Here is a 19,518-nt window from a genome sequence, read left to right on the forward strand (position 1 = left end):
CCGGGAAGTTGAGAGGCGTAGATCTATGCGTGCTAACCCATGGCTGGGCGTCGGTGCCCTGGCGATCACTCTCGGTGCCGGCCTGATGGCCGTCCCCAGCGCCGAGGCGCTGCCGGTGAGCGTGCCGGCGAGGATCGTGACGTCAGGCTGTAGTGCGGCGCTGGGCTACCGAGAGGGCATCGGCGACGGCAAGGTTCCCGACCTGTACCCGGGCTACAAGGGCCACGGCGCGGGCGGCACGGTGACCTACTGCACGTACAAGTACCGGCTCAGCGACAAGGACACCTCGGCCGACTACTACATCAGCGAAGTGCGCATGTCCTTCAAGGTCACCCAGAAGGCTGACGCTGGACTCGAAGGCAGGGACGGCACGTGGGCCGTCAGGGTCGCGTCGTCCCTGCCCGCCAAGAGCAGGGTCTACAACGCGACGCCGACCTACCGGAAGACCGTGCTGTCGGGATGCCCGTCGGTCAGTGTCGGTTACTCGTTCTTCGGCGTCGGACCGTCGATCTCGCTGGGTCAGGTCCTCTGTGCGAGTACCACGGTGACTCGAGCGTCCCTGACGACCACGGGTGCTGCGTGGCGTAGTGCCCATGCGAGCGACATGAGGTTGGTCGATCTGGCCTTCTCCGAGAAGGTGGCGAACAAGAAGGTGCCGAAGTTCACCTTCAACGCGACGCGACCGGCCTATACCTACAAGTGGGCCGCGGTGAAGCAGCAGACACACGGCTATGCCTACACCGGCTACAAGCCGACTGCGACCCGCACTCTGCTCGGCTACGCGGTGACCCGTTAGCCGACGTGAGCGGCGGGACTGGCGGCCGAAGATCGGCGCTGGCTGCTGTCTGCATCGGACTGGTCTGCCTGTGCCCTGGCTGCAGCTCCGACGACGCTCGGACGAAGCCGGCGGCGGTGCAGGGCTACCTTGCCGCCATCGAGAAGTCCGATGCGGAGGCGCTCCGCTCGTTCTTGGCCTATCAGCCGGACGGAGACCCCGACTCGTTGGTGACGGGCGCGCGCATTCCCCTCGAGTGCGCACGGCTGGAGGAGCAGGGTCTGGCGCACCTGCATCCCGTCGCGGGTGCGCCGGTGAGATGGGCCCGGGTCTCGCCGCCGAGCAGCGTGACGGGCGGCGGGTCGGCATCGGCCACGTTGGATCTCGCCTACTTCCCGCTCCACAACGGTGGCGAGGAAGGGCGAGAGGTCATCGAGGTGGGCCGGTCGTGGTACGTCCTCGCCGAGGAGAACGACGCGTGCAACAAGCTGTTCGACTGATCAAGAGAAGCAGGTGATTGTCGAGATGGTGGGCACCCGCAGGCTGGCCGGGGTCGCGGTCGCCTCTGCTGTGGCCGGCGCTGCGGTGGCAGCGGTCGCCACGCTTTCGGTCGATGACGGCGGCGGGTCGGCGACCAAGGTCTCAGCGCCCTGTGTCGAGGCTTGGGCGCATCAACAGGATGCGACGAGGTTCAGGCCCGCGGCTGGAGAAGCCGCGCAGCTCGCCCGGTTCCAGTCCCTCCTGGCGGTCGGGACCCTGTCAACGGGCCTGTGCGTGCAGACCGACACCGAGTTCTACGAGGCGGGTTGGGCCATCACGTCCGTCGTCGTGACCGCGACCGGGAACGGCGAGGACGGTCTCCCTGTCACCTTCACCCGCGCCGGCACCGACAAGAGCGAGGACCTGGGGCTCCTCTACGTTCCGCTGACCGGATGCGTCGACGTCCGCGGCACCATCACGGCGACGCGCACCGCCCAGGCGGGTACCGCGACCTGGACGGCGAGGGGGGCCTATGGGCGCGGGTGTGCCCAAGCACCCAACCACGGGGCCTATCCCGACAACGACGGGATGCTCGTGCAACCCTCGCCGAAGTAAGCGACCAGCCCCGGCGTCACCGCGTCACCGGCGCGCGACACCTGCCGGCGGCGTACGCAGGAGGCTCAGTGCCCGGCGATCGCGTTCGCCACCGCGGTGTGCACGTCGGGGTGGAACACACTCGGGATGATGAAGCTCGGGTTGAGCTCGGCATCGCTCACGACGTGGGCGATCGCGTCGGCCGCGCTCAGCATCATCTCGACGGTGACCTGCTGGGCGCGGGCGTCGAGCAGACCGCGGAAGACGCCCGGGAAGGCCAGCACGTTGTTGATCTGGTTGGGGAAGTCGGAGCGGCCGGAGGCGACGACGGCGGCGTACTTCGCGGCGGCGACCGGGTCGACCTCCGGGTCCGGGTTGGCCATCGCGAAGACGACCGCCTTCTCGGCCATCTCGGCGATCCACTCGGGCTGGAGCACACCCGGGGCCGAGACGCCGATGAAGACATCGGCGCCCTGCAACGCGGTGCGTAGGTCGCCCGCGACCCGCCGGGGGTTGGTCCGGCCGGCGAGCTCCCGGTGTGCGGGGGAGAGGGACTCGTCGCCGGCGACCAGGCAGCCGAGGCGGTCGTAGACGACCACGTCGGTGACGCCCGCGGCCAGCAGGAGGCCGACGATCGCCGTACCTGCTGCGCCGCCGCCGGAGACGACGACCTTCACCGACTCGAGCTTCTTGCCGACCACGCGCAGGGCGTTGGTCAGGCCGGCGAGCACGCAGATCGCGGTGCCGTGCTGGTCGTCGTGGAAGACCGGGATGTCGAGCCGCTCGCGCAGCCGGGCCTCGATCTCGAAGCAGCGCGGAGCCGCGATGTCCTCGAGGTTGATCCCGCCGAAGCCGGGAGCGATCAGCTCGACCGTGCGGACGATCTCGTCGGTGTCCTGGGTGTCCAGGCAGATCGGCCACGCGTCGATGTCACCGAACCGCTTGAACAGCGCCGCCTTGCCCTCCATCACCGGCAGTGCCGCGCCGGGGCCGATGTTGCCCAGCCCGAGCACGGCTGAGCCATCGGTGACCACGGCGACGGTGTTCCCCTTGATGGTGAGGCGGGAGACGTCCTCGGGGTGCTCGGCGATCGCCTTGGAGACGCGGCCGACGCCGGGCGTGTACGCGATCGAGAGATCCATCCGGGTCTTGAGCGGCACCTTGGAGCCGACCTCGATCTTGCCGCCGAGGTGGGCGAGGAAGGTGCGGTCGGAGACCTTGTGCACCGTCACGCCCTCAACCGACGCCACCGCCTTCTCCAGCTCGACGGCGTGCTCCGCGTCGGCGGCCGAGCAGGTCACGTCGACGACCAGCCGATCGTGGCTGGAGTCGGCCACGTCGATCGCGGTGACGACGCCGCCCACGCCCGAGATCGCCGTCGCGACCGCACCCACCACGCCGTGGTCGGGGGCCGTGTGGAGGCGCATCGTGATGGAGTTCGAAGCGGCGGTGGCGGTCTTCATGGCGTCCACTATGCGCTGCGGTCGACCGTCCTGGAAAACTACCCGACAGTACGATTGACGCTCTGCCAACCGAGGGTTGAGAGGCTCGGGACGAGGGGTCCTCAGCCGGGCTGGATGCCGTCGGGGTACCACGGGTAGCCGGATGCCAGCGGAGCACCGTCGTCGTGGTGGGACAGCCACTCGACGGCCGCGGCGTGGTAGCGGTGGAAGCCCTTGTAGTCCACCAGCTCCGGGTCGAGCGAGGCCAGCGCGCGGTGGATCCGCTTGGCCCAGTCCGGCGCGTGGTCCACCAGCTCCTGCAGCGAGACCAGGTAGGTGCGGACCGGGAAGACGATCGCGTTCGAGCGCGGCAGGCGGTGCAGCGGCTGGAGCTCGATGCGCAGGTTGACCAGCTCGCCCGCGTTCTCGGCCGTGACCGTGGCGCGGTCCGGAGCCCAGTCGGGCAGGGTCTCGACCGAGGTCTCCAGGCGGGGGTTCACGGTGAGCGACCAGTTCACCCGACGTACGGGGTGGCCGGGCTTCATCCGGAGAAGGAACTTCAGGGCACGATCGAGGATGCCCATGGTGTGCAGCTTCGGGACGGGCCCGTGGAACTCGGTGAAGTTCATCCCGATGTTGAACCGCAGCGAGTAGTCGGCGCGCTGGGTCGTCATGCCGGCGCCGATGATGAGGGTGCCGTCCTTCTCCTCCAGGACGACGAACTCGCCCTGGGCCTGCCGGGTGGCGTACTCGAGTGGCTCGTAGGGGAGCGTGGTCGGGTCACCGAAGGTGAAGGTGTCGTCGAGTCCGAGCAGCCGGTTCTGCCAGCGCCACTCGTTGCCGTTCTTGGTGAGCGTGAAGTGCTGCGGGTAGTCCGCGGCATAGGACTCGAAGATCAGCTCGAGCATGTCCCACTGCGCCTCCATCATGTGAGGGAGGGCCAGGTAGTGCACGCCGGGCGCGGCGTCGATGGTGGCCGCCCGGTGCCGGCACTCGGAGACGTAGTGCTCATCGATGTCGAAGCGCGCCTTGAGGGCGCCCTCCCCGGCGGGGACGTGCGGCTCCAGGTTCATCGAGTACATGTACTCGTCGTCCGGGAAGGGGAACGGCAGGCGTCGTACGGCTTCCCGCGAGTTCTCGTAGGTGTAGGCGCCTTCGGGCGTGTAGGTCTCGTCGAGCTTGTACGTGGTCATGTCCGTCTCCTCAGGCGTTGATGACGAGCTTGCTGCAGGTGGCCCGCGAGACGCAGGGCATGATGAGCTTGTTGGCCGCGCGGTCGCTCTGCGAGAGCCAGTCGTCGCGGTGGTCGATGGTGCCGACGAGCTCGACGACCTCCGTCTCGCACTCGCCGCAGGCCCCGCCCCGGCACAGGTAGGGGAGCCGGTGGCCGGCCCCTTCCACCGCCTCGAGCAGTGACTGCTCGGGGGAGACGGACACCTCGACGCCGGACCTGGCCAGCGTCACCGTGAACGGCTCGCCGGTCGAGCCGAGGTCGTCGAACCGCTCGTAGTGGATGTGCGAGTCGGTCCAGCCGAGGCCGTGCGCGGTGGCGAGCACCGCCTCGATCATCCCGGCCGGACCGCAGACGTAGACGTGCGTGCCCAGCGGGCGATCGGCGAGCACCTGGGCGATCGAGAGCCGTACCTCCGAGGTGTCCTCCCAGATGGTGACGGCGTCGCCGTACCTCGCTGCCAGCTCGACGCCGAGGGTGGAGTGCTCCGGCCCTCGCACCGCGAGGTGCAGCTCGAACGAGCCACCCTTCATCGACAGCTCCTCGAGCTGGGCGAAGACCGGCGTGATGCCGACGCCGCCGGCGATGAAGACGTGGTGGCGGGCGTGCTTGGACAGCGGGAAGAGGTTGGCCGGGATGGTGATGTCCAGCAGGTCGCCCTCCTTGATCCCGTCGTGCATGGCGCGCGAGCCGCCCTTGCCGTCCGGGACCCGACGTACGGCGATCTGGTACGTGCCGGCGTCGTAGGGAGAGCTCATCAGCGAGTAGGCGTTGCGGCGGGTCTGTTCGCCGTCGGGGATCAGCACGGTGACGTGGGAGCCGCCGGAGAAGGGCGGCAGCCACGAGCCGTCCGCCGCGCAGAGCGTGTAGCGGTTGATCTCGGGGGTGACCGGCTCGATCCGCTCGACGCGGACCTCCAGCGTCCCCTGATGGGCGGTGCTCACGTGTCCAGCTCCTCTGCTTCGGGCAGCTCTCCGGGTACCTCGCCGTCGGCCTTGACGCCCTGGAAGGCGGCCAGGCGGCGCGAGTAGTGGTCGCGGACGATCAGGTCGAGGTGACAGCCGGGGCACTCGAAGACGCGGCGCGTGACGTTCTCGGTGTAGGTGTTGCAGTGCGCGCACCAGACCCGGCGGGTCACCGATCCCGCGTGCTCGCGCAGCACCTCGTCGCGGTCGAGGTCGTAGGACTGGGCGACCTGCATCGCGGTGCCGATGAAGCTCTCCGAACCGGCGAGGTAGAGCCGGGTGCCCATCGTCGCGGTGGACAGGACCTGGTCGAGTCCGGCCACGGCCTGGGCGTTGGCGGCGAAGACGAGCAGGCCGCCCGGCCCGGCCGCGCGCAGGTCCTCGAGGTGGTTGCGTCCGGTGAAGGACTCGGTCGCGTAGAGCACGGTGGTGGCAGCGCGCTGCTCGGGGCTCATCTCGCCGAGCAGGCGCACGAGCGGGGCACCGCCACTGCCCTGACCTGCGAGCACGTGGCGCAGCGCGCCAGGCATCGGGGTCAGGACGTCGTAGACGGGCCGGCTCTTGATGCCGGTGATCATCATGCAATTACTCTAGAACTAGAGTTTTTATTTGGGAAGAGCCTTCCGAGGGCGAGTTGTGGGGTCGGCGCCGTGGGTCAGGTCGCGGGTCGGGTCGCGGGTCAGTCCGTGGGGCCGGCGGCGATCGTCCAACCGGTCCAGTCGCCGATCGGGGCGACCGAGGCCCACTGCCCCTCGACCGGATGGGTGGCCAGGCGCTCGCCGGGCAGCCACCGCGACCCGGTGGCCGCGATCACGACCCGGTCGCGGGTGAGGATCAGCGCATCGCCGTGGAGGCCACGCAGCAGTCGGGACAGCTGCTCCTCGACGGTGTCGGCCAGCAGGTCGCCGCCGGCGACACCGATGAAGGTGTCGCCCCTGGTGATCGGCACCGCGGCGGTATGGATCAGCAGGCCCGCGCCGCTGTAGTCGAGATAGGGCCCGTAGATGGACGGCGTGCGCTGCGTCTGGGCGCCGGTGAACCACTCTGACCCGTGGTAGTCGTAGAGGTCCGGGTCGCCCGGCTGCAGGTTGAGCGCGAGCCGCCGAATCCCTTGCGCGGTCTTCAGCAGCCAGAATAGGTAGTTGTCGCCGGCCGCCATCGTGCCGCGGCCGGCGGCGAAGCCCAGTCCGACCAGTGCCTCGGTAGTGGCGAGCTCCTCGCGCAGGACGCCGACCTTCTCCGCGATCTCGGCGTCCCCGAGGCGGCCGATCCGGGCGGGTTGGATCGCTTCCTCGTAGGCGCGGGCCAGGGTCATCACGGGGGCGAGCTCGTGCTCGACCAGCGCGGCGACCTGACGGCGTACGTCCTCGAACGTCATGCCGGGCTCCCTTCTGCCTCGACCAGTTCCTGGCGGGTGGCGGCGAGGCGTCGTAGGTTCTCGCGGGCGTGGTGGATCGCGGCGGCATGGGCCGCCTCGCCCGACTCGGCGCGGATCGCCTCGGCGATCCGCAGGTGCTCCGCTGCCGCGGCGCCCACGGTCTCGGCACCTGGCCCCGGTAGCCACAGCATGCCGGCGGACTCGGCCTGCAGCGCCACCTCGCGGCGAAGCAGTCGCTCCGAGCGGGTCGCGATCGCGATCTCGACGTGGAAACGGCTGTCGGACTTGATCAGGGCGCCGCGGGTCGTCGCCACGGCGAGCTGCCCCGCAAGCATCTCGATCCGGCGTACGTCGTGGGCGGTGGCGCGCTCGGCCGCGAGCCGGGCCGTGGTCGCCGAGATGGCGATCTGCTCGTCGGCGAGGTCGCGCAGCGCGCCGACCGACATCGACCGGAGGCGGGCGGCATCCGGCTCGGCCGGGGGCTCGAGGTTGCGGCGTACGAACGTGCCGCCGTTGCGTCCGCGCCGGGTCTCGACGAGGCCACGCTCGCGTAGGAAGGCGAATGACTCGCGCAACGTCATCGGCGCGACGCCGAGGCTGTGGGCGAACTCGGCCTCGGGCGGGAGCCGCTCGCCGTCCGCCAGCAGGCCGAGGTGGATCGCCTCGGTGACCCGGTCGGCGATCTCCGCCGCGCGACTGGCGCCACGCAACGGCGCGATCAGGATGGACGTGTCGATGGTCGCTCCCTGGGTCGATGCTTCGCCGGTGGTGCGGAATTTACGCGAGGTATGTCGGATGTGACCCTAGCCACGAAACCTCTAGTTCTGTATGTTTCCGCTCGTTGCCCATCTTCCGACCCCGAAGGCCCACCATGCATCACTCTGACGACGCGCACCTCGCGGCCCTCGGCTACGAGTCCGAGTTCCGTCGCGACATGAGCCCCTGGGCGAACTTCTCGCTCGGCTTCACCTACCTCTCCCCGGTCGTCGGCATCTACACCGTCTTCGCGCTCTCCCTGGCGCTGGCGGGCCCGCCGATGATCTGGTCGCTGGTCATCGTGGGCATCGGCCAGTTCCTGGTCGCCCTCGTCTTCAGCGAGATCGTCGCGCAGTTCCCGGTGGCCGGAGGCGTCTACCCGTGGGCCCGCCGCCTGTGGGGCAAGAAGTACGCCTGGATGACCGGGTGGGTCTACATGATCGCCCTGTTCACCACGATCGCCTCCGTGACCTACACCGCCGGCTTCTACGTCGCGCCGGTCCTCGGCATCGAGGCGAGCACCAACACCGTCGTGCTGTGCGGCATCGCGACCATCGTGCTGGCCACGATCATCAACTTCCTCGGCACCAGGGTGCTGGCGATCTGCGCGATCATCGGCTTCAGCGCCGAGCTCCTCGGCGCGCTCGCGGTCGGCTTCTGGTTGATCTTCACGCACCGCTACCACGGCATCGGGGTCATCTTCCACAGCTACGGCGCCGGCCACGGCCACTACGTCTCGGCGTTCCTCGCGGCCAGCCTGATCGGCATCTTCCAGTACTACGGCTTCGAGGCCTGCGGCGATGTCGCCGAGGAGGTGCCGAACCCGGGCAAGCTCATCCCCAAGGCGATGCGTCGCACCATCTACATCGGCGGCGCCGCCGCCATCTTCGTCTGCCTCGCGCTGACCATGTCGGTCGCCGACATCCCGGCGGTCATCGGCGGCAAGGACGCCGACCCGATCAACACCGTGCTCACCGACGCCTTCGGATCCGTCGGCGCCCGGATCGTCCTGTGCGTCGTGCTGATCTCGTTCCTCTCCTGCGCGATGTCGCTGCAGGCGGCCGCCAGTCGACTGACCTACGCCTACGGCCGCGACGAGATGATCGTGGGGTCCCAGCTGTTCCGTAAGTTCGACGCCAAGCGCGGGGTGCCGCCGTACTCGCTGGTCCTCGCCGCGGTCGTGCCGGCCCTCATCATCCTGCTCTCCGAGGTGAGCGCGGACGCTGTCACCAAGATCGTCAGCTTCGCCGGCTTCGGCATCTACCTCGGCTTCCAGATGGTCGTCTTCGCGGCGCTCCGTGCACGCATCAAGGGCTGGAAGCCGTCGGGCGTCTACCAGCTGGGGAAGTGGGGCCTGCCGGTCAACATCCTGGCTCTGGCCTACGGCGTCGGCGCGATGGTCAACATGGCCTGGCCGCGCACGCCCGACGCCGCTTGGTACGACAACTACCTGGTGCTGCTGAGCGCGGCCGTGGTGGTCGTGCTCGGGCTGGTCTACATGGCGCTGCACCGCAGCTACGGTCGCAGCGACGCGCCGTACGACGACGCCATCCCGAAGACGGTCGACGTCGAGCTGGTGGGCGACCCGGTCTGATCGGCCCGGTCGTGGCAAGGAATTCCGGCTCGGGCCGGACCTGCGGGAAGATCGGTGCTCGTGGCTGAACGCGTGCACTTCCGCAGCTCGACCGGTCCGATGCTGGCCGGCCTGATCGATCTCCCTCAGGGCGAGGTCCGAGGGTGGGGCGTCTTCGCCCACGGCTTCACCCTGGGCAAGGACTCACCCGCTGCGGCCCGGATCTGCCGGCAGCTCGCCAGCGAGGGCATCGGCATGCTCAGGTTCGACAACCTCGGCCTGGGGGACTCTGAGGGCGACTGGGGCGACGGTTCGTTCACCGTGAAGGTGGCCGACACGATCGAGGCCGTCGGGTTCATGGCCGAGCGCGGCACCCCGGCCCGGCTGCTGGTGGGGCACTCGTGGGGCGGCTGCGCCGTCCTGGCCGCGGCCGGGCGGGTGGAGGGCGTCCGTGCCGTCGCGACGGTCGGTGCGCCCTCCGACCCGAGCCATGCCGAGCACCAGTACGACGCGGTGGTCGACCGCGTGCTCGACGACGGCTCGGCGCAGTGGCTGGTGGGTGGTTCCAAGGCGTTGACCCTCAAGCGCGCCTTCGTCGAGGACGTACGCCACGCGCAGCTCCTCGACGTCATCCCGAAGCTGCACCGCCCGCTGCTCGTGATGCACTCGCCGACCGACGTCACCGTCGGCATCGAGAACGCCAGCGAGATCTTCAACCTCGCGCGTCACCCGCGCAGCTTCGTGTCGCTGGAGGGCTCCGACCACCTCCTCACCGCGCCCGGCCAGGCGAAGCGGGCGGCGCGCATCGTCAGCGCCTGGGCCGATCCGTACTTGGGGGAGTGAGTCCAGGACGGGTTGACCGGGTGCCGCGGCCGGCGGAGGCGTCTGACAGGTCAGATCAGAGCGAGCGGGCGATGCCCTGAGCGGCGACCTGCAGGGCGGCGACCAGTCGAGGACGCGTACGCCGCAGGTCCGGCACCACGAAGCCGATCGCGGCCACGGCGGTGTTCTCCACCAGGACCGGGACGGCCACCGAGCAGGCCCCTGCGCTCATCTCCTCGACCGTCGTCGCATACCCCTCGCTGCGCGCCCGCTCGAGCTGGTCGGCGAGGCGCGGGGCAGTGGTCACGGTGTAGCGGGTGAAGCGCCGTAGCGGTGCTCCCAGCACGGCCTGCTGCACCTCTGGCGGAGCGAATGCGAGCAGCACCTTGCCCACGCCGGTCGCGTGCATCGGCAGCCGCGAGCCGATGGTGCTCACGATCGGGACGGAGCGGTGGCCGGCGAGCCGGTCGACGTACAGCGTCTCGAGGCCGTCCCGGACGGCGAGGTGCACGGTCTCCAAGGTGGCGCCGTAGAGGTCGTGCAGGAAGGGCGAGGCCGTCTCGCGCAGGTCGGTCTGGACAGGCGCGAGCATGCCGAGGTTCCACAGTCGCCGGCCGATGACGTAGCGGCCGTGGCTGTCGCGGCGCAGGGCGCCCCAGCCGGTGAGCTCGGCGATGAGCCGGTGGGCGGTCGGTCGGCTGATCCCGGAGCGCGTGGCGATCTCGGTGAGCGTCAGGGACCGGTGCTGCTCGTTGAAGGCCGCCAGGATCGCCAAGGTGCGCGACGTGACGGTCGTTCCTGGTGTGCCGGCACGGCCAGCCATGACATTCCTTCCGCTCAGTGGAAGCGTCCCCTCGGCAGGATAGCCCGCAGGTCCGTAGGTTGTGACGGTGAGCACGACACCGAGGACCGATGCGGCGGAGGAGACGGCTGTGCCGTCGTCCGACGCCGCCGCCACCACGCAGGCGGAGATCTCCGCCGAGATCGCCGAGATCGGCGCCCGCAAGCAGACGGCGGGGCAGCAGCCGCGGATCGACTACCCGCCCTACCGCTCCAGCATCCTGCGCCACCCCACCAAGGACCCGCGGCACGCGGACCCCGAGACGATCGAGCGCTGGGCGCCCGTCTTCGGGCAGCGCGACGTCCACAAGCTCGAGTCCGACCTGACGCTCGGTGCCCACGCCGGCACCAACTCGCAGGTCTGGGGCGAGCCGATCGGCGAGCGGATCACCGTCAGCGGCCGCATCGTCGACGGCGAGGGCCGTCCGGTCGCCGGCCAGCTGGTGGAGATCTGGCAGGCCAACGCCGCCGGCCGCTACATCCACAAGAACGAGCAGCACCCGGCTCCGCTCGACCCCAACTTCACCGGCGTGGGCCGCTGCCTGACCAACGAGCGGGGGGAGTACTGGTTCAAGACCATCAAGCCGGGCCCCTACCCGTGGGGCAACCACCGCAACGCCTGGCGGCCGGCGCACATCCACTTCTCGCTGTTCGGCAACCAGTTCACCGAGCGCCTGGTCACCCAGATGTACTTCCCGGGAGACCCGCTCTTCGCGCTCGACCCGATCTACCAGGCGATCACCGACCGGAGGGCCCGGGATGCGCTGCTGGCGACGTACGACCATGATCTGACCGTGCCGGAGTACAGCATGGGCTATCGATGGGACATCGTCCTGTCCGGTGGCGACCGCACCTGGATGGAGCCTGAGGAGGCAGACCAGTGAGCACTGATTTCTCCCACCCGGGCCTGCTGACGCCCGGACAGACCGTCGGCCCCTTCTACGGCCAGGCGCTGCCCTACGAGGGCGACAACGAGCTGGTCCCGCCGGGCCGGGCCGACGCGATCCGGCTGCACGGCGACGTCCTGGACGGCGCCGGTACGCCGATCCCCGACGCCCTGATCGAGATCTGGCAGGCCGATGCGGCCGGTGAGGTGCCGCAGGTCGAGGGTTCGCTGCACCGCGACGGCTGGACGTTCACCGGCTGGGGTCGCTGCTCGACCGATGCCACCGGGCACTACTCCTTCAGCACGGTGCTCCCGGGCGCGACGGAGGACGGCAAGGCGCCGTTCTTCGCGGTCACCGTCTTCGCCCGCGGGCTGCTCGACCGGCTGCTCACCCGGATCTACCTGCCGGGCCACGCAGCCAACGACAGCGACGCTCTGCTCGCCTCGCTGCCCGACGACGAGCGCGCCACCCTGGTCGCGGCGTCCGATGCACAGGGGCTGCGATTCGACATCCACCTGCAGGGCGAGCGCGAGACCGTCTTCCTCACCCATGGGTGATCTTCTCTGGCCGGGCGACGCCCGCGCGGGGGACGTCTTCACCGATGAGGCGTTCCTGGCCGCGATGGTCCGGGTCGAGCAGGCGTGGCTGGACGCCCTGGTGGGCGCGGGCCTGGCCTCGCCGGCGTCCCTGAGCGTGCCACCGCTGGAGGTGGTCGCTGCCGGCGCCGAGTCCGGGGGCAACCCGGTCATTCCGCTGGTCAAGGCGCTGCGCGCGCAGTCGCCCGACGTGCATCGCGGGCTGACCTCGCAGGACGTCCTCGACACCGCGCTGGTGCTGTGCCTGGGCGCCGCGGTCGATGCGACGCTCGCCGACGTCGAGCGCTCCGCGCGCGCGCTTGCGCGGCTGGCGCGCGAGCACCGCGGCTCGGCGATGGTCGGCCGCACGCTGACCCAGTACGCCGTCCCGATCACCTTCGGGCTCAAGGCCGCCACCTGGCTCTCCGGACTCGACGAGGCCGTGCGAGAGCTGCGCCGCGTCCGCGAGGAGCTGCCGGTGCAGATCGGGGGAGCCGCGGGCACGCTCGCCGCCGTGGTCGAGCTGGCCAGGGACCACGAGGACCCGGTGGCCACGGCGCTCTCGCTGGTGCGCCGCGTCAAGGACGACCTGGACCTGCAAGGTGGTGCGCGCTGGCACACTCGCCGGACGCCGCTGACCGCGACCGCCGACGCCCTCGTCACTCTCGCGGACGCGCTCGGCCACCTCGCTGGTGACGTGGCGCTGCTCTCCCGCCCTGAGATCGGCGAGCTGCGCGAGGGCGCCGGTGGCGGCTCCTCGACGATGCCTGGCAAGGCCAACCCGGTGCTCTCGATCCTGCTGCGCCGCCACGCGCTGGCTGCTCCGCAGCTGGCCGCGACGTTGCATGTCGCCGCTGCGACCTACGTCGACGAGCGTCCCGACGGCGGCTGGCACGTGGAGTGGGAGACCCTCGCCACGCTCGGCCGCCGCAGCGTCGTCGCGGCCTCTCAGGCCGCCGACCTGCTGGAGGGTCTGGTCGTCGACGCCGACCGGATGGCCGCCCGAGTCAGCGAGGTCGAGGAGACCCTGCACGCCGAGCAGCGCAGCATGCGCGCCTCGACGGGCTCGGCGACCGGTGCCTCGACAGGCTCGGCGACCGGTGCCTACCTGGGTGCCAACGACCTGTTCATCGACAACATCCTCGAGCGCGCTGCTCGAGTCTGGAGTGACCTCTGATGCAGCTCTCGCTCGTCCACCTTGCCGGCGCGGAGGGACAGCCCGTCCTGGTCGTCGGCCCCTCGCTCGGCACGTCGGTGACGGCGCTGTGGGACAGGGCCGCGCAGCTTCTCGGCGAGCGTTTCCACGTCGTCGGTTGGGAGCTCCCCGGCCACGGCCACGGCGCTCCCACCACCGAGCCGTTCACCCTCGCGGACGTCGCGGCCGGCGTGGTCGCGACCATCGACAGCACGCTCGGCCAGGTCACCTTCGCGTACGCCGGGGACTCCGTCGCCGGTGCGGTGGGGCTGCAGCTCGCCCTCGACGTACCGGAGCGGCTGACGGGGGTCGCCGTGCTCTGCACCGGCGCCAAGATCGGCACCACCGAGTCGTGGGCGGAGCGGGCGGCGGTGGTGCGTGCCTCCGGCACCCCGGCCGTGGTCGAGGCCTCGGCCAAGCGCTGGTTCGGCAGCGGCTTCCTCGAGCGCGAGCCCGAGGTCGGCACCGAGCTGCTGCGGTCGCTGCAGCATGCCGATGCCGAGAGCTATGCGCTGGTCACCGAGGCGCTCGGCGCCTTCGACGTGCGCGAGCGGCTCGGCGAGATCAGCGTCCCGGTACTGGCCGTCGGCGGTGCGGAGGACGTGCCGACACCGGCCGCCACCCTGCGCGAGCACGCCGCGCGGATCCCTGGCGCGAGGTTCGTCGAGCTCGACGGCGTCGCCCACCTCGCACCTGCCGAGGCCCCCCGCACGGTGGCCAGCCTGGTCGAGGCGCTGGTCGGTCACGACCCCGCGCCGGCCGGCATGCAGGTCCGGCGCCAGGTACTCGGGGACGAGCACGTCGACCGCGCGATCGCCGGCACCACCGAGGTGACGGCCGACTTCCAGGACTTCATCACCCGCTACGCCTGGGGCGAGATCTGGACCCGCCCCGGCCTGGCCCGGCGGGACCGCTCGATCGCGGTGCTGACCGCGCTGGTCGCCGGCCGGCACTTCGAGGAGCTGGAGTTCCACCTGCGCGCGGCGCTGCGCAACGGGCTGAGCCGCGAGGAGATCATCGAGGTGCTGCTGCAGTCGGCCGTCTACATCGGCGTACCGGCGGCGAACACCGCCTTCGGTGTCGCTCGCCGGGTGCTGGCCGAGGAGTAGCGGCTCGCCCGGACCGCCCAGTGCCCGGATGACCCGCTCAGGCCGGTCCGGCTCCGGCTCCGGCGCCGAAGCGCACCTCGCCCGGAGTCGCGCCGAAGCGCCGCTTGAACGCCTGGGCGAAGTGCGCCATCGAGGTGAAGCCGCACTGCGCGGCCACGTCGACGATCCGGACGTGCGCAGGTACGCCGTGGGTCAGCATGCTGTGCGCCAGGTCGAGCCGACGACCCAGGATGTGGCGCGGCACCGACGTACCCGCGTCGGCGAAGAGCCGTGACAGGTGCCGCTCCGAGATGCTGGCACCCGCAGCCACCGCCGTGGCTGACAGGCTCGGGTCGCTCAGGTGGTCGTCGATGAACGCCCGTGCGGCCGCTCGGTGGGCCAGGGGCAAGCTCCTGCGGCTGCCGGTGGCCAGCACCGCGACGAGCTCGAGCACCGCCTGCTCGTCAGCCGGCACCGGCACGGTCGCCGCCACGGCGCGGCCGACCAGCCGGGCGAGCGCACGGGCATACGGGTCGTCGTCGGGGCCGCGGGCCTCCAGCACCAGCGGGGTGGTCAGGGTGGCGGTCTCGGTGTGTGTCGCGAACGCGGCGCGCGGCACCTTCACGGCGAGCTCGTGGAGTCCGTGCCCGAAGTCGCGGGCGAAGGGCTGGTCCACGTCGCAGACCAGCAGCTGGCCCGGATGCATGACGCGGCGGCCGCCGTCGTACTCGAAGAGCGAGTCGCCACGCAGACCGACGTAGACGGCAATCGCGCCCGCCGGCCGCCTGGCGATCACGGTCCGGTCGCGGCTGACCCGGTGGGCGGTCGCGGTGACCTGGGCCAGGTGGAGCTGGTCGAGCTGGAGGTTGACCTGGCGGGCACGGAACCGGGCGTCCTGCGCGACGCCGCAGGTGAGCTCGATCAGCGACCGCGCGTTGTGCTCCTCCCACTGGTCGACCTGCTGGTCCACCTCGTAGGACTGCGCCTGCGGGATCTGCGCCCACGGGATCCGCGCCATCTGCCTGCCACCTCCGCCGTCCATCGTGGCACACGTCACGAGCGCGACGGTGGCCTTCGACCTACGCATTTCCGCCACCTCGCTGCGCACGCTTTCCGCACCCGGCAGCCGCTGAGAAGACTCGGAGGCAGACGAGAGAAAGAGGTGCGCCATGCCGGTGTTCGACGATGGCCTCGCTGAGACCGAGGCACCCACCGGATCGGTGGTGGAGACCGACGTGCTGATCGTCGGATCGGGACCTGCGGGCGCGGCGGCCGCGCTCTTCCTAAGCGAGCTGGGCGTGCCCACCATCATGATCACCAAGTACCGCTGGACGGCGAACACGCCCAGGGCGCACATCACCAACCAGCGCGCGATGGAGATCTTCCGCGACCTGCGGATCGAGGACCAGGTGCTGGCGGACGCGACGCCGCACGAGCTGGTGGGGGACACGGTGTTCTGCACCAGCATCGCCGGGGAGGAGATCGGCCGGATCCACACCTGGGGCACCCGCCCCGACCGCGAGGCCGACTACCGTCTCGCCTCGCCGTGCCTGACGGTCGACATCCCGCAGACCTACCTGGAGCCGATCCTGGTCCGCAACGCCACCCAGCGCGGCACCCAGACCCGGTTCTCCACCGAGTACCTGGGCCTGGTCCAGGACGCCGACGGCGTGACCGTCGACGTACGCGACCGGCTGACCGGGCACGCCTACCAGATCCGCGCCAAGTACGTGATCGGTGCCGACGGCGCCCGCTCCCAGGTCGCCGCGGACATCGAGCTGCCCTTCGAGGGCCGGATGGACATCGCCGGCTCGATGAACATCACCTTCAAGGCAGACATCTCGGCGCTCGTCGACCACCGCCCGAGCGTCCTCTACTGGGTGATCCAGCCCGGCTCCAACGTCGGTGGCATCGGCACCGGCCTGGTCCGGATGGTGCGGCCGTGGGACGAGTGGCTGATCGTGTGGGGCTACGACATCGACGGTCCGACGCCCGAGCTCGATGCGACCATGGCGACCGAGATCGTCCGCGACCTGCTGGGCATGCCCGACCTGGAGCCGGAGATCACCGGCTACAGCCTCTGGGGCGTCAACGAGATGTATGCGACCACGCTGCACAAGGGCCGCGTGTTCTGCGTCGGCGACGCGATCCACCGGCACCCACCGAGCAACGGGCTGGGGTCCAACACCTCGGTGCAGGACTCCTACAACCTGGCCTGGAAGCTCGCCGCCGTCCTCCAGGGGTACGCCGCGACCTCCCTCCTCGACTCCTACACCGCCGAGCGCGCCCCGGTCGCCAAGCGGATCGTCACCCGTGCGAACACCTCGGCCCGCGAGTTCGGCGACATCTTCACCGCGCTCGGCGTGGTCGGTCTGTCCGGCGAGGAGATGGCCGCCGCGATCGAGGAGCGGAAGGCCAACACGCCCGAGGGCGCGGCCAAGCGGGCCGCGCTCGTCCGAGCCATGGAGACCAAGAACTACGAGTTCAACGCCCATGGCGTGGAGCTAGGCCAGTTCTACGAGTCGAACGCGATCCTCTCCGACGGCACCCGGCCGGCCCCCAGCACGGACGAGGATCTCTACCACGTCATGTCGACGTCGCCGGGCGCGCACCTGCCGCACGCCTGGGTAGGGAACAACGTGGACAAGCACGCCCTGATGGACCTCGCGCCCTACTCCCGCTGGACGCTGTTCACCGGGGTCGCCGGCGAGGCGTGGGCCGCGGCCGCGGCGAAGGTGTCGGCCGAGCTCGGACTGCCGCTGCAGACGGTCGTGATCGGACCGGGCCACGAGGTCACCGATCTCTACTACGACTGGGCCAAGCTGCGCGAGGTCGAGGAGTCCGGCGCACTGCTGGTCCGGCCCGACAAGCATGTCGCCTGGCGGTCGATGAGCCTGCCCGACGACCCTGCCGCGGCGCTGCGCGAAGCCGCCACGAGGCTGGTGGGTCGGGCATGAGGTTCACCCACGAGACGCTGCCGCAGCGGGTGGTCTTCGCTCGCGGGGACGCCGCGACGGCGCTGGCCGCCGAGATCGCCGCGCTGGGTGCGACCCGCGTGATGCTGATCGCCTCCGCCCGGGAGGCCGCGCTGGTGGCCCCGATCACCGCGGCGTTGCCCGTGGTGCTGCACCACGACGAGGTCGTGATGCACGTCCCGGTCGAGGTGGCCGACCGGGCCCGCACGGCCGCGGCGGCGGCCGGCGTCGATGCGATCCTCACCGTCGGAGGCGGCTCGGCCACGGGCCTGGGCAAGGCCGTGGCACTGGCCAGCGAGCGCCCGGGTGGGCTGCCGATCCTCGCCGTACCGACCACCTATGCCGGTTCTGAGGCAACCAACGTCTGGGGCCTGACGCAGGGCACGACCAAGTCCACCGGTGTCGACGACGCGGTCCTGCCGCGCTCGATCGTCTACGACGCCACGCTGCTCACCTCGCTGCCGGCGGAGCTGAGCGTCGCGAGCGGCCTCAACGCGCTCGCGCACTGCATCGATGCGATGTGGGGTCCGCGGGTCGACCCGATCGACCAGGCGCTGGCCGGTGAGGGCATCCGTGGCCTCGCCGGTGGGCTGCCGGTCATCGCCCGGGAAGGAGCGCGGCAAGGAGCGCTGGTGCAGGGCATCGAGCAGACCCTGTACGGCGCCTACCTCGCCGCCGTCGCCTTCGCCTCGGCGGGTTCGGGGATGCATCACAAGATCTGCCACGTGCTCGGCGGCATGTTCAACCTGCCGCACGCGCAGACCCATGCCGTCGTGCTGCCGCACGTGCTCGCCTTCAACGCGCCCAACGCCCCAGAGGCAGAGCGACGGATCGCCGCCGCCTTCGGCAGCAGCACGGCCGTCGAGGGGATGGCGGCACTGCGGGCCGCGGTGGATGCGCCGCGTGCGCTGAGGGACTACGGCATGCCGGAGGACGGCATCGCCGAGGCGGTGGCTCCCGTCCTCGCCGCCATTCCACCCGACAACCCCACTCCGGTCACGGAGCAGAACCTCACCGCGCTGCTGCGCGCGGCGTGGGAAGGAGACCCGGCATGACCCGACCCGCCACCTCCCCTGAGCAGGAGGTCGTCGAGGCCCGTCTGGTGGAGGCGGTCGTCGCTTCCTTCGACGCCTGCAGCGACCCACGCCTGAAGGAGCTGATGGTCTCCCTGGTGCGCCACCTGCACGCCTTCATCCGCGACGTGCGCCTGACCGAGGAGGAGTGGGGGGAGGCGATCGAGTTCCTCACCAGGGCCGGACACATCACCGACGACGTACGCCAGGAGTTCATCCTGCTCTCGGACACCCTCGGCGCCTCGATGCAGACGATCAACATCAACAACGCCGCCTACGAGAATGCCACCGAGGCCACCGTGTTCGGCCCCTTCTTCGTGGAGGACGCACCGCACGTGGAGCTCGGCGGCGACGTGGCCTTCGGCGCCCCCGGCGAGCCCTGCTGGGTCGAGGGCACTGTCACCGACACCCAGGGCAACCCGCTCGCCGGCGCCCGGATCGAGGTCTGGGAGGCGGACGAGGACGGCCTCTACGACGTGCAGTACGACGCCGGGAAGCGCTCGGCGCGCGGCCATCTCTTCAGCGCCGCCGACGGGTCCTACCGGTTCTGGGGGCTCACGCCGACGCCGTACCCGATCCCCGACGACGGCCCGGTCGGGCAGATGCTGGCCGCGGTCGGCCGCTCCCCGCTGCGAGCCAGCCACCTGCACTTCATGGTCAGCCACCCGGGCACCCGGACGCTCGTCACGCATATCTTCCCCGAGGGTGATCCGATCGGGGAGCGGGACTCGGTCTTCGGGCTCAAGCAGTCGCTGGTCAAGCGGTTCGAGCAGCAGGCGGCCGGGGCGCCGACGCCGGACGGCCGGGTCGTCGAGGGCACGTGGAGCCGGGTGCGGTTCGACATCGTGCTCGCGCCCGTCGGCGCGTGA

20 protein-coding genes are annotated in these 19,518 nt (G+C 70.7%); 12 read left to right on the forward strand and 8 right to left on the reverse strand.

Annotation, left to right across the window (positions count from 1 at the left end):
* Positions 1–25 precede the first annotated feature (25 nt).
* From H036_RS0108840 to H036_RS0108850, 3 genes are read left to right on the forward strand one after another with little or no spacing between them, the layout of a single operon-like run.
* Entirely contained in the window at positions 26–796 is a 771-nt protein-coding gene (locus H036_RS0108840; RefSeq protein ID WP_017934424.1) for a hypothetical protein, read from the forward strand.
* A 5-nt stretch (positions 797–801) separates the two neighbouring features.
* Positions 802–1,275, forward strand: a complete 474-nt coding sequence (locus H036_RS0108845) for a hypothetical protein (RefSeq protein ID WP_157417191.1) — start codon at positions 802–804, stop codon at positions 1,273–1,275.
* 13 nt (positions 1,276–1,288) lie between these two features.
* On the forward strand, positions 1,289–1,870 hold the full coding sequence (locus H036_RS0108850) for a hypothetical protein (RefSeq protein WP_017934426.1): 582 nt from the start codon (positions 1,289–1,291) through the stop codon (positions 1,868–1,870).
* 65 nt (positions 1,871–1,935) lie between these two features.
* On the opposite strand, the gene H036_RS0108855 is transcribed toward H036_RS0108850, so the two are convergent.
* The 6 genes from H036_RS0108855 to H036_RS0108880 form a co-directional block, all read right to left on the reverse strand.
* A complete protein-coding gene (locus H036_RS0108855) occupies positions 1,936–3,312 on the reverse strand; it encodes an NAD-dependent malic enzyme (protein WP_026145902.1) in 1,377 nt (458 codons plus the stop codon).
* 101 nt (positions 3,313–3,413) lie between these two features.
* Positions 3,414–4,484, reverse strand: coding sequence for a heme-dependent oxidative N-demethylase family protein (locus H036_RS0108860; RefSeq protein WP_017934428.1), 1,071 nt, complete (start codon positions 4,482–4,484; stop codon positions 3,414–3,416).
* A 10-nt stretch (positions 4,485–4,494) separates the two neighbouring features.
* Positions 4,495–5,466: a PDR/VanB family oxidoreductase gene (locus H036_RS0108865; protein WP_017934429.1), complete on the reverse strand. Its 972-nt coding sequence runs from the start codon at positions 5,464–5,466 to the stop codon at positions 4,495–4,497.
* Entirely contained in the window at positions 5,463–6,068 is a 606-nt protein-coding gene (locus H036_RS0108870) for a dimethylamine monooxygenase subunit DmmA family protein (protein ID WP_017934430.1), read from the reverse strand. The genes H036_RS0108865 and H036_RS0108870 overlap by 4 nt, the downstream gene beginning before the upstream one ends.
* Before the next feature lie 98 nt (positions 6,069–6,166).
* Positions 6,167–6,865 carry a cache domain-containing protein gene (locus tag H036_RS24350; RefSeq protein ID WP_017934431.1) on the reverse strand — a complete coding sequence of 233 codons (699 nt, stop codon included), beginning with the start codon at positions 6,863–6,865 and terminating at the stop codon, positions 6,167–6,169.
* Positions 6,862–7,575, reverse strand: coding sequence for a FadR/GntR family transcriptional regulator (locus H036_RS0108880; RefSeq protein ID WP_017934432.1), 714 nt, complete (start codon positions 7,573–7,575; stop codon positions 6,862–6,864). The genes H036_RS24350 and H036_RS0108880 overlap by 4 nt, the downstream gene beginning before the upstream one ends.
* 161 nt (positions 7,576–7,736) lie before the next feature.
* Here H036_RS0108880 and H036_RS22285 point away from each other — a divergent pair, with 161 nt between their 5' ends.
* Complete coding sequence (locus H036_RS22285; protein ID WP_017934433.1) at positions 7,737–9,215, forward strand: APC family permease; 1,479 nt, start codon at positions 7,737–7,739, stop codon at positions 9,213–9,215.
* 60 nt (positions 9,216–9,275) lie between these two features.
* Positions 9,276–10,037 (forward strand): alpha/beta hydrolase family protein, encoded by a 762-nt coding sequence (locus H036_RS0108890; RefSeq protein ID WP_026145903.1) that lies wholly within the window; start codon positions 9,276–9,278, stop codon positions 10,035–10,037.
* 55 nt (positions 10,038–10,092) lie between these two features.
* On the opposite strand, the gene H036_RS0108895 is transcribed toward H036_RS0108890, so the two are convergent.
* Positions 10,093–10,839: an IclR family transcriptional regulator gene (locus H036_RS0108895; RefSeq protein WP_017934435.1), complete on the reverse strand. Its 747-nt coding sequence runs from the start codon at positions 10,837–10,839 to the stop codon at positions 10,093–10,095.
* 67 nt (positions 10,840–10,906) lie between these two features.
* Between H036_RS0108895 and pcaH the strand changes: the two genes are divergently transcribed.
* From pcaH to pcaDC, 4 genes are read left to right on the forward strand one after another with little or no spacing between them, the layout of a single operon-like run.
* Positions 10,907–11,740 carry a protocatechuate 3,4-dioxygenase subunit beta gene (gene pcaH / locus H036_RS0108900; protein ID WP_232421836.1) on the forward strand — a complete coding sequence of 278 codons (834 nt, stop codon included), beginning with the start codon at positions 10,907–10,909 and terminating at the stop codon, positions 11,738–11,740.
* Complete coding sequence (gene pcaG, locus H036_RS0108905; protein WP_017934437.1) at positions 11,737–12,300, forward strand: protocatechuate 3,4-dioxygenase subunit alpha; 564 nt, start codon at positions 11,737–11,739, stop codon at positions 12,298–12,300. Before pcaH ends, pcaG begins: the two co-directional genes overlap by 4 nt.
* Positions 12,293–13,495, forward strand: coding sequence for a lyase family protein (locus H036_RS0108910; protein WP_017934438.1), 1,203 nt, complete (start codon positions 12,293–12,295; stop codon positions 13,493–13,495). The genes pcaG and H036_RS0108910 overlap by 8 nt, the downstream gene beginning before the upstream one ends.
* On the forward strand, positions 13,495–14,622 hold the full coding sequence (gene pcaDC / locus H036_RS0108915; protein WP_017934439.1) for a bifunctional 3-oxoadipate enol-lactonase/4-carboxymuconolactone decarboxylase PcaDC: 1,128 nt from the start codon (positions 13,495–13,497) through the stop codon (positions 14,620–14,622). Before H036_RS0108910 ends, pcaDC begins: the two co-directional genes overlap by 1 nt.
* Positions 14,623–14,659: 37 nt before the next feature.
* Here the strand turns inward: pcaDC and H036_RS0108920 are convergent, their stop codons facing one another.
* On the reverse strand, positions 14,660–15,688 hold the full coding sequence (locus H036_RS0108920; protein ID WP_017934440.1) for a helix-turn-helix domain-containing protein: 1,029 nt from the start codon (positions 15,686–15,688) through the stop codon (positions 14,660–14,662).
* 82 nt (positions 15,689–15,770) lie between these two features.
* On the opposite strand from H036_RS0108920, the gene H036_RS0108925 reads away from it, so the two are divergent.
* The 3 genes from H036_RS0108925 to H036_RS0108935 are packed head-to-tail and all read left to right on the forward strand — an operon-like array spanning position 15,771 to position 19,518.
* Positions 15,771–17,558 (forward strand): FAD-dependent oxidoreductase, encoded by a 1,788-nt coding sequence (locus H036_RS0108925; RefSeq protein ID WP_017934441.1) that lies wholly within the window; start codon positions 15,771–15,773, stop codon positions 17,556–17,558.
* Complete coding sequence (locus H036_RS0108930) at positions 17,555–18,631, forward strand: maleylacetate reductase (protein WP_017934442.1); 1,077 nt, start codon at positions 17,555–17,557, stop codon at positions 18,629–18,631. Before H036_RS0108925 ends, H036_RS0108930 begins: the two co-directional genes overlap by 4 nt.
* Complete coding sequence (locus H036_RS0108935; RefSeq protein WP_017934443.1) at positions 18,628–19,518, forward strand: dioxygenase family protein; 891 nt, start codon at positions 18,628–18,630, stop codon at positions 19,516–19,518. Before H036_RS0108930 ends, H036_RS0108935 begins: the two co-directional genes overlap by 4 nt.

Source organism: Nocardioides sp. Iso805N (assembly GCF_000364605.1).
Lineage (GTDB): Bacteria > Actinomycetota > Actinomycetes > Propionibacteriales > Nocardioidaceae > Nocardioides.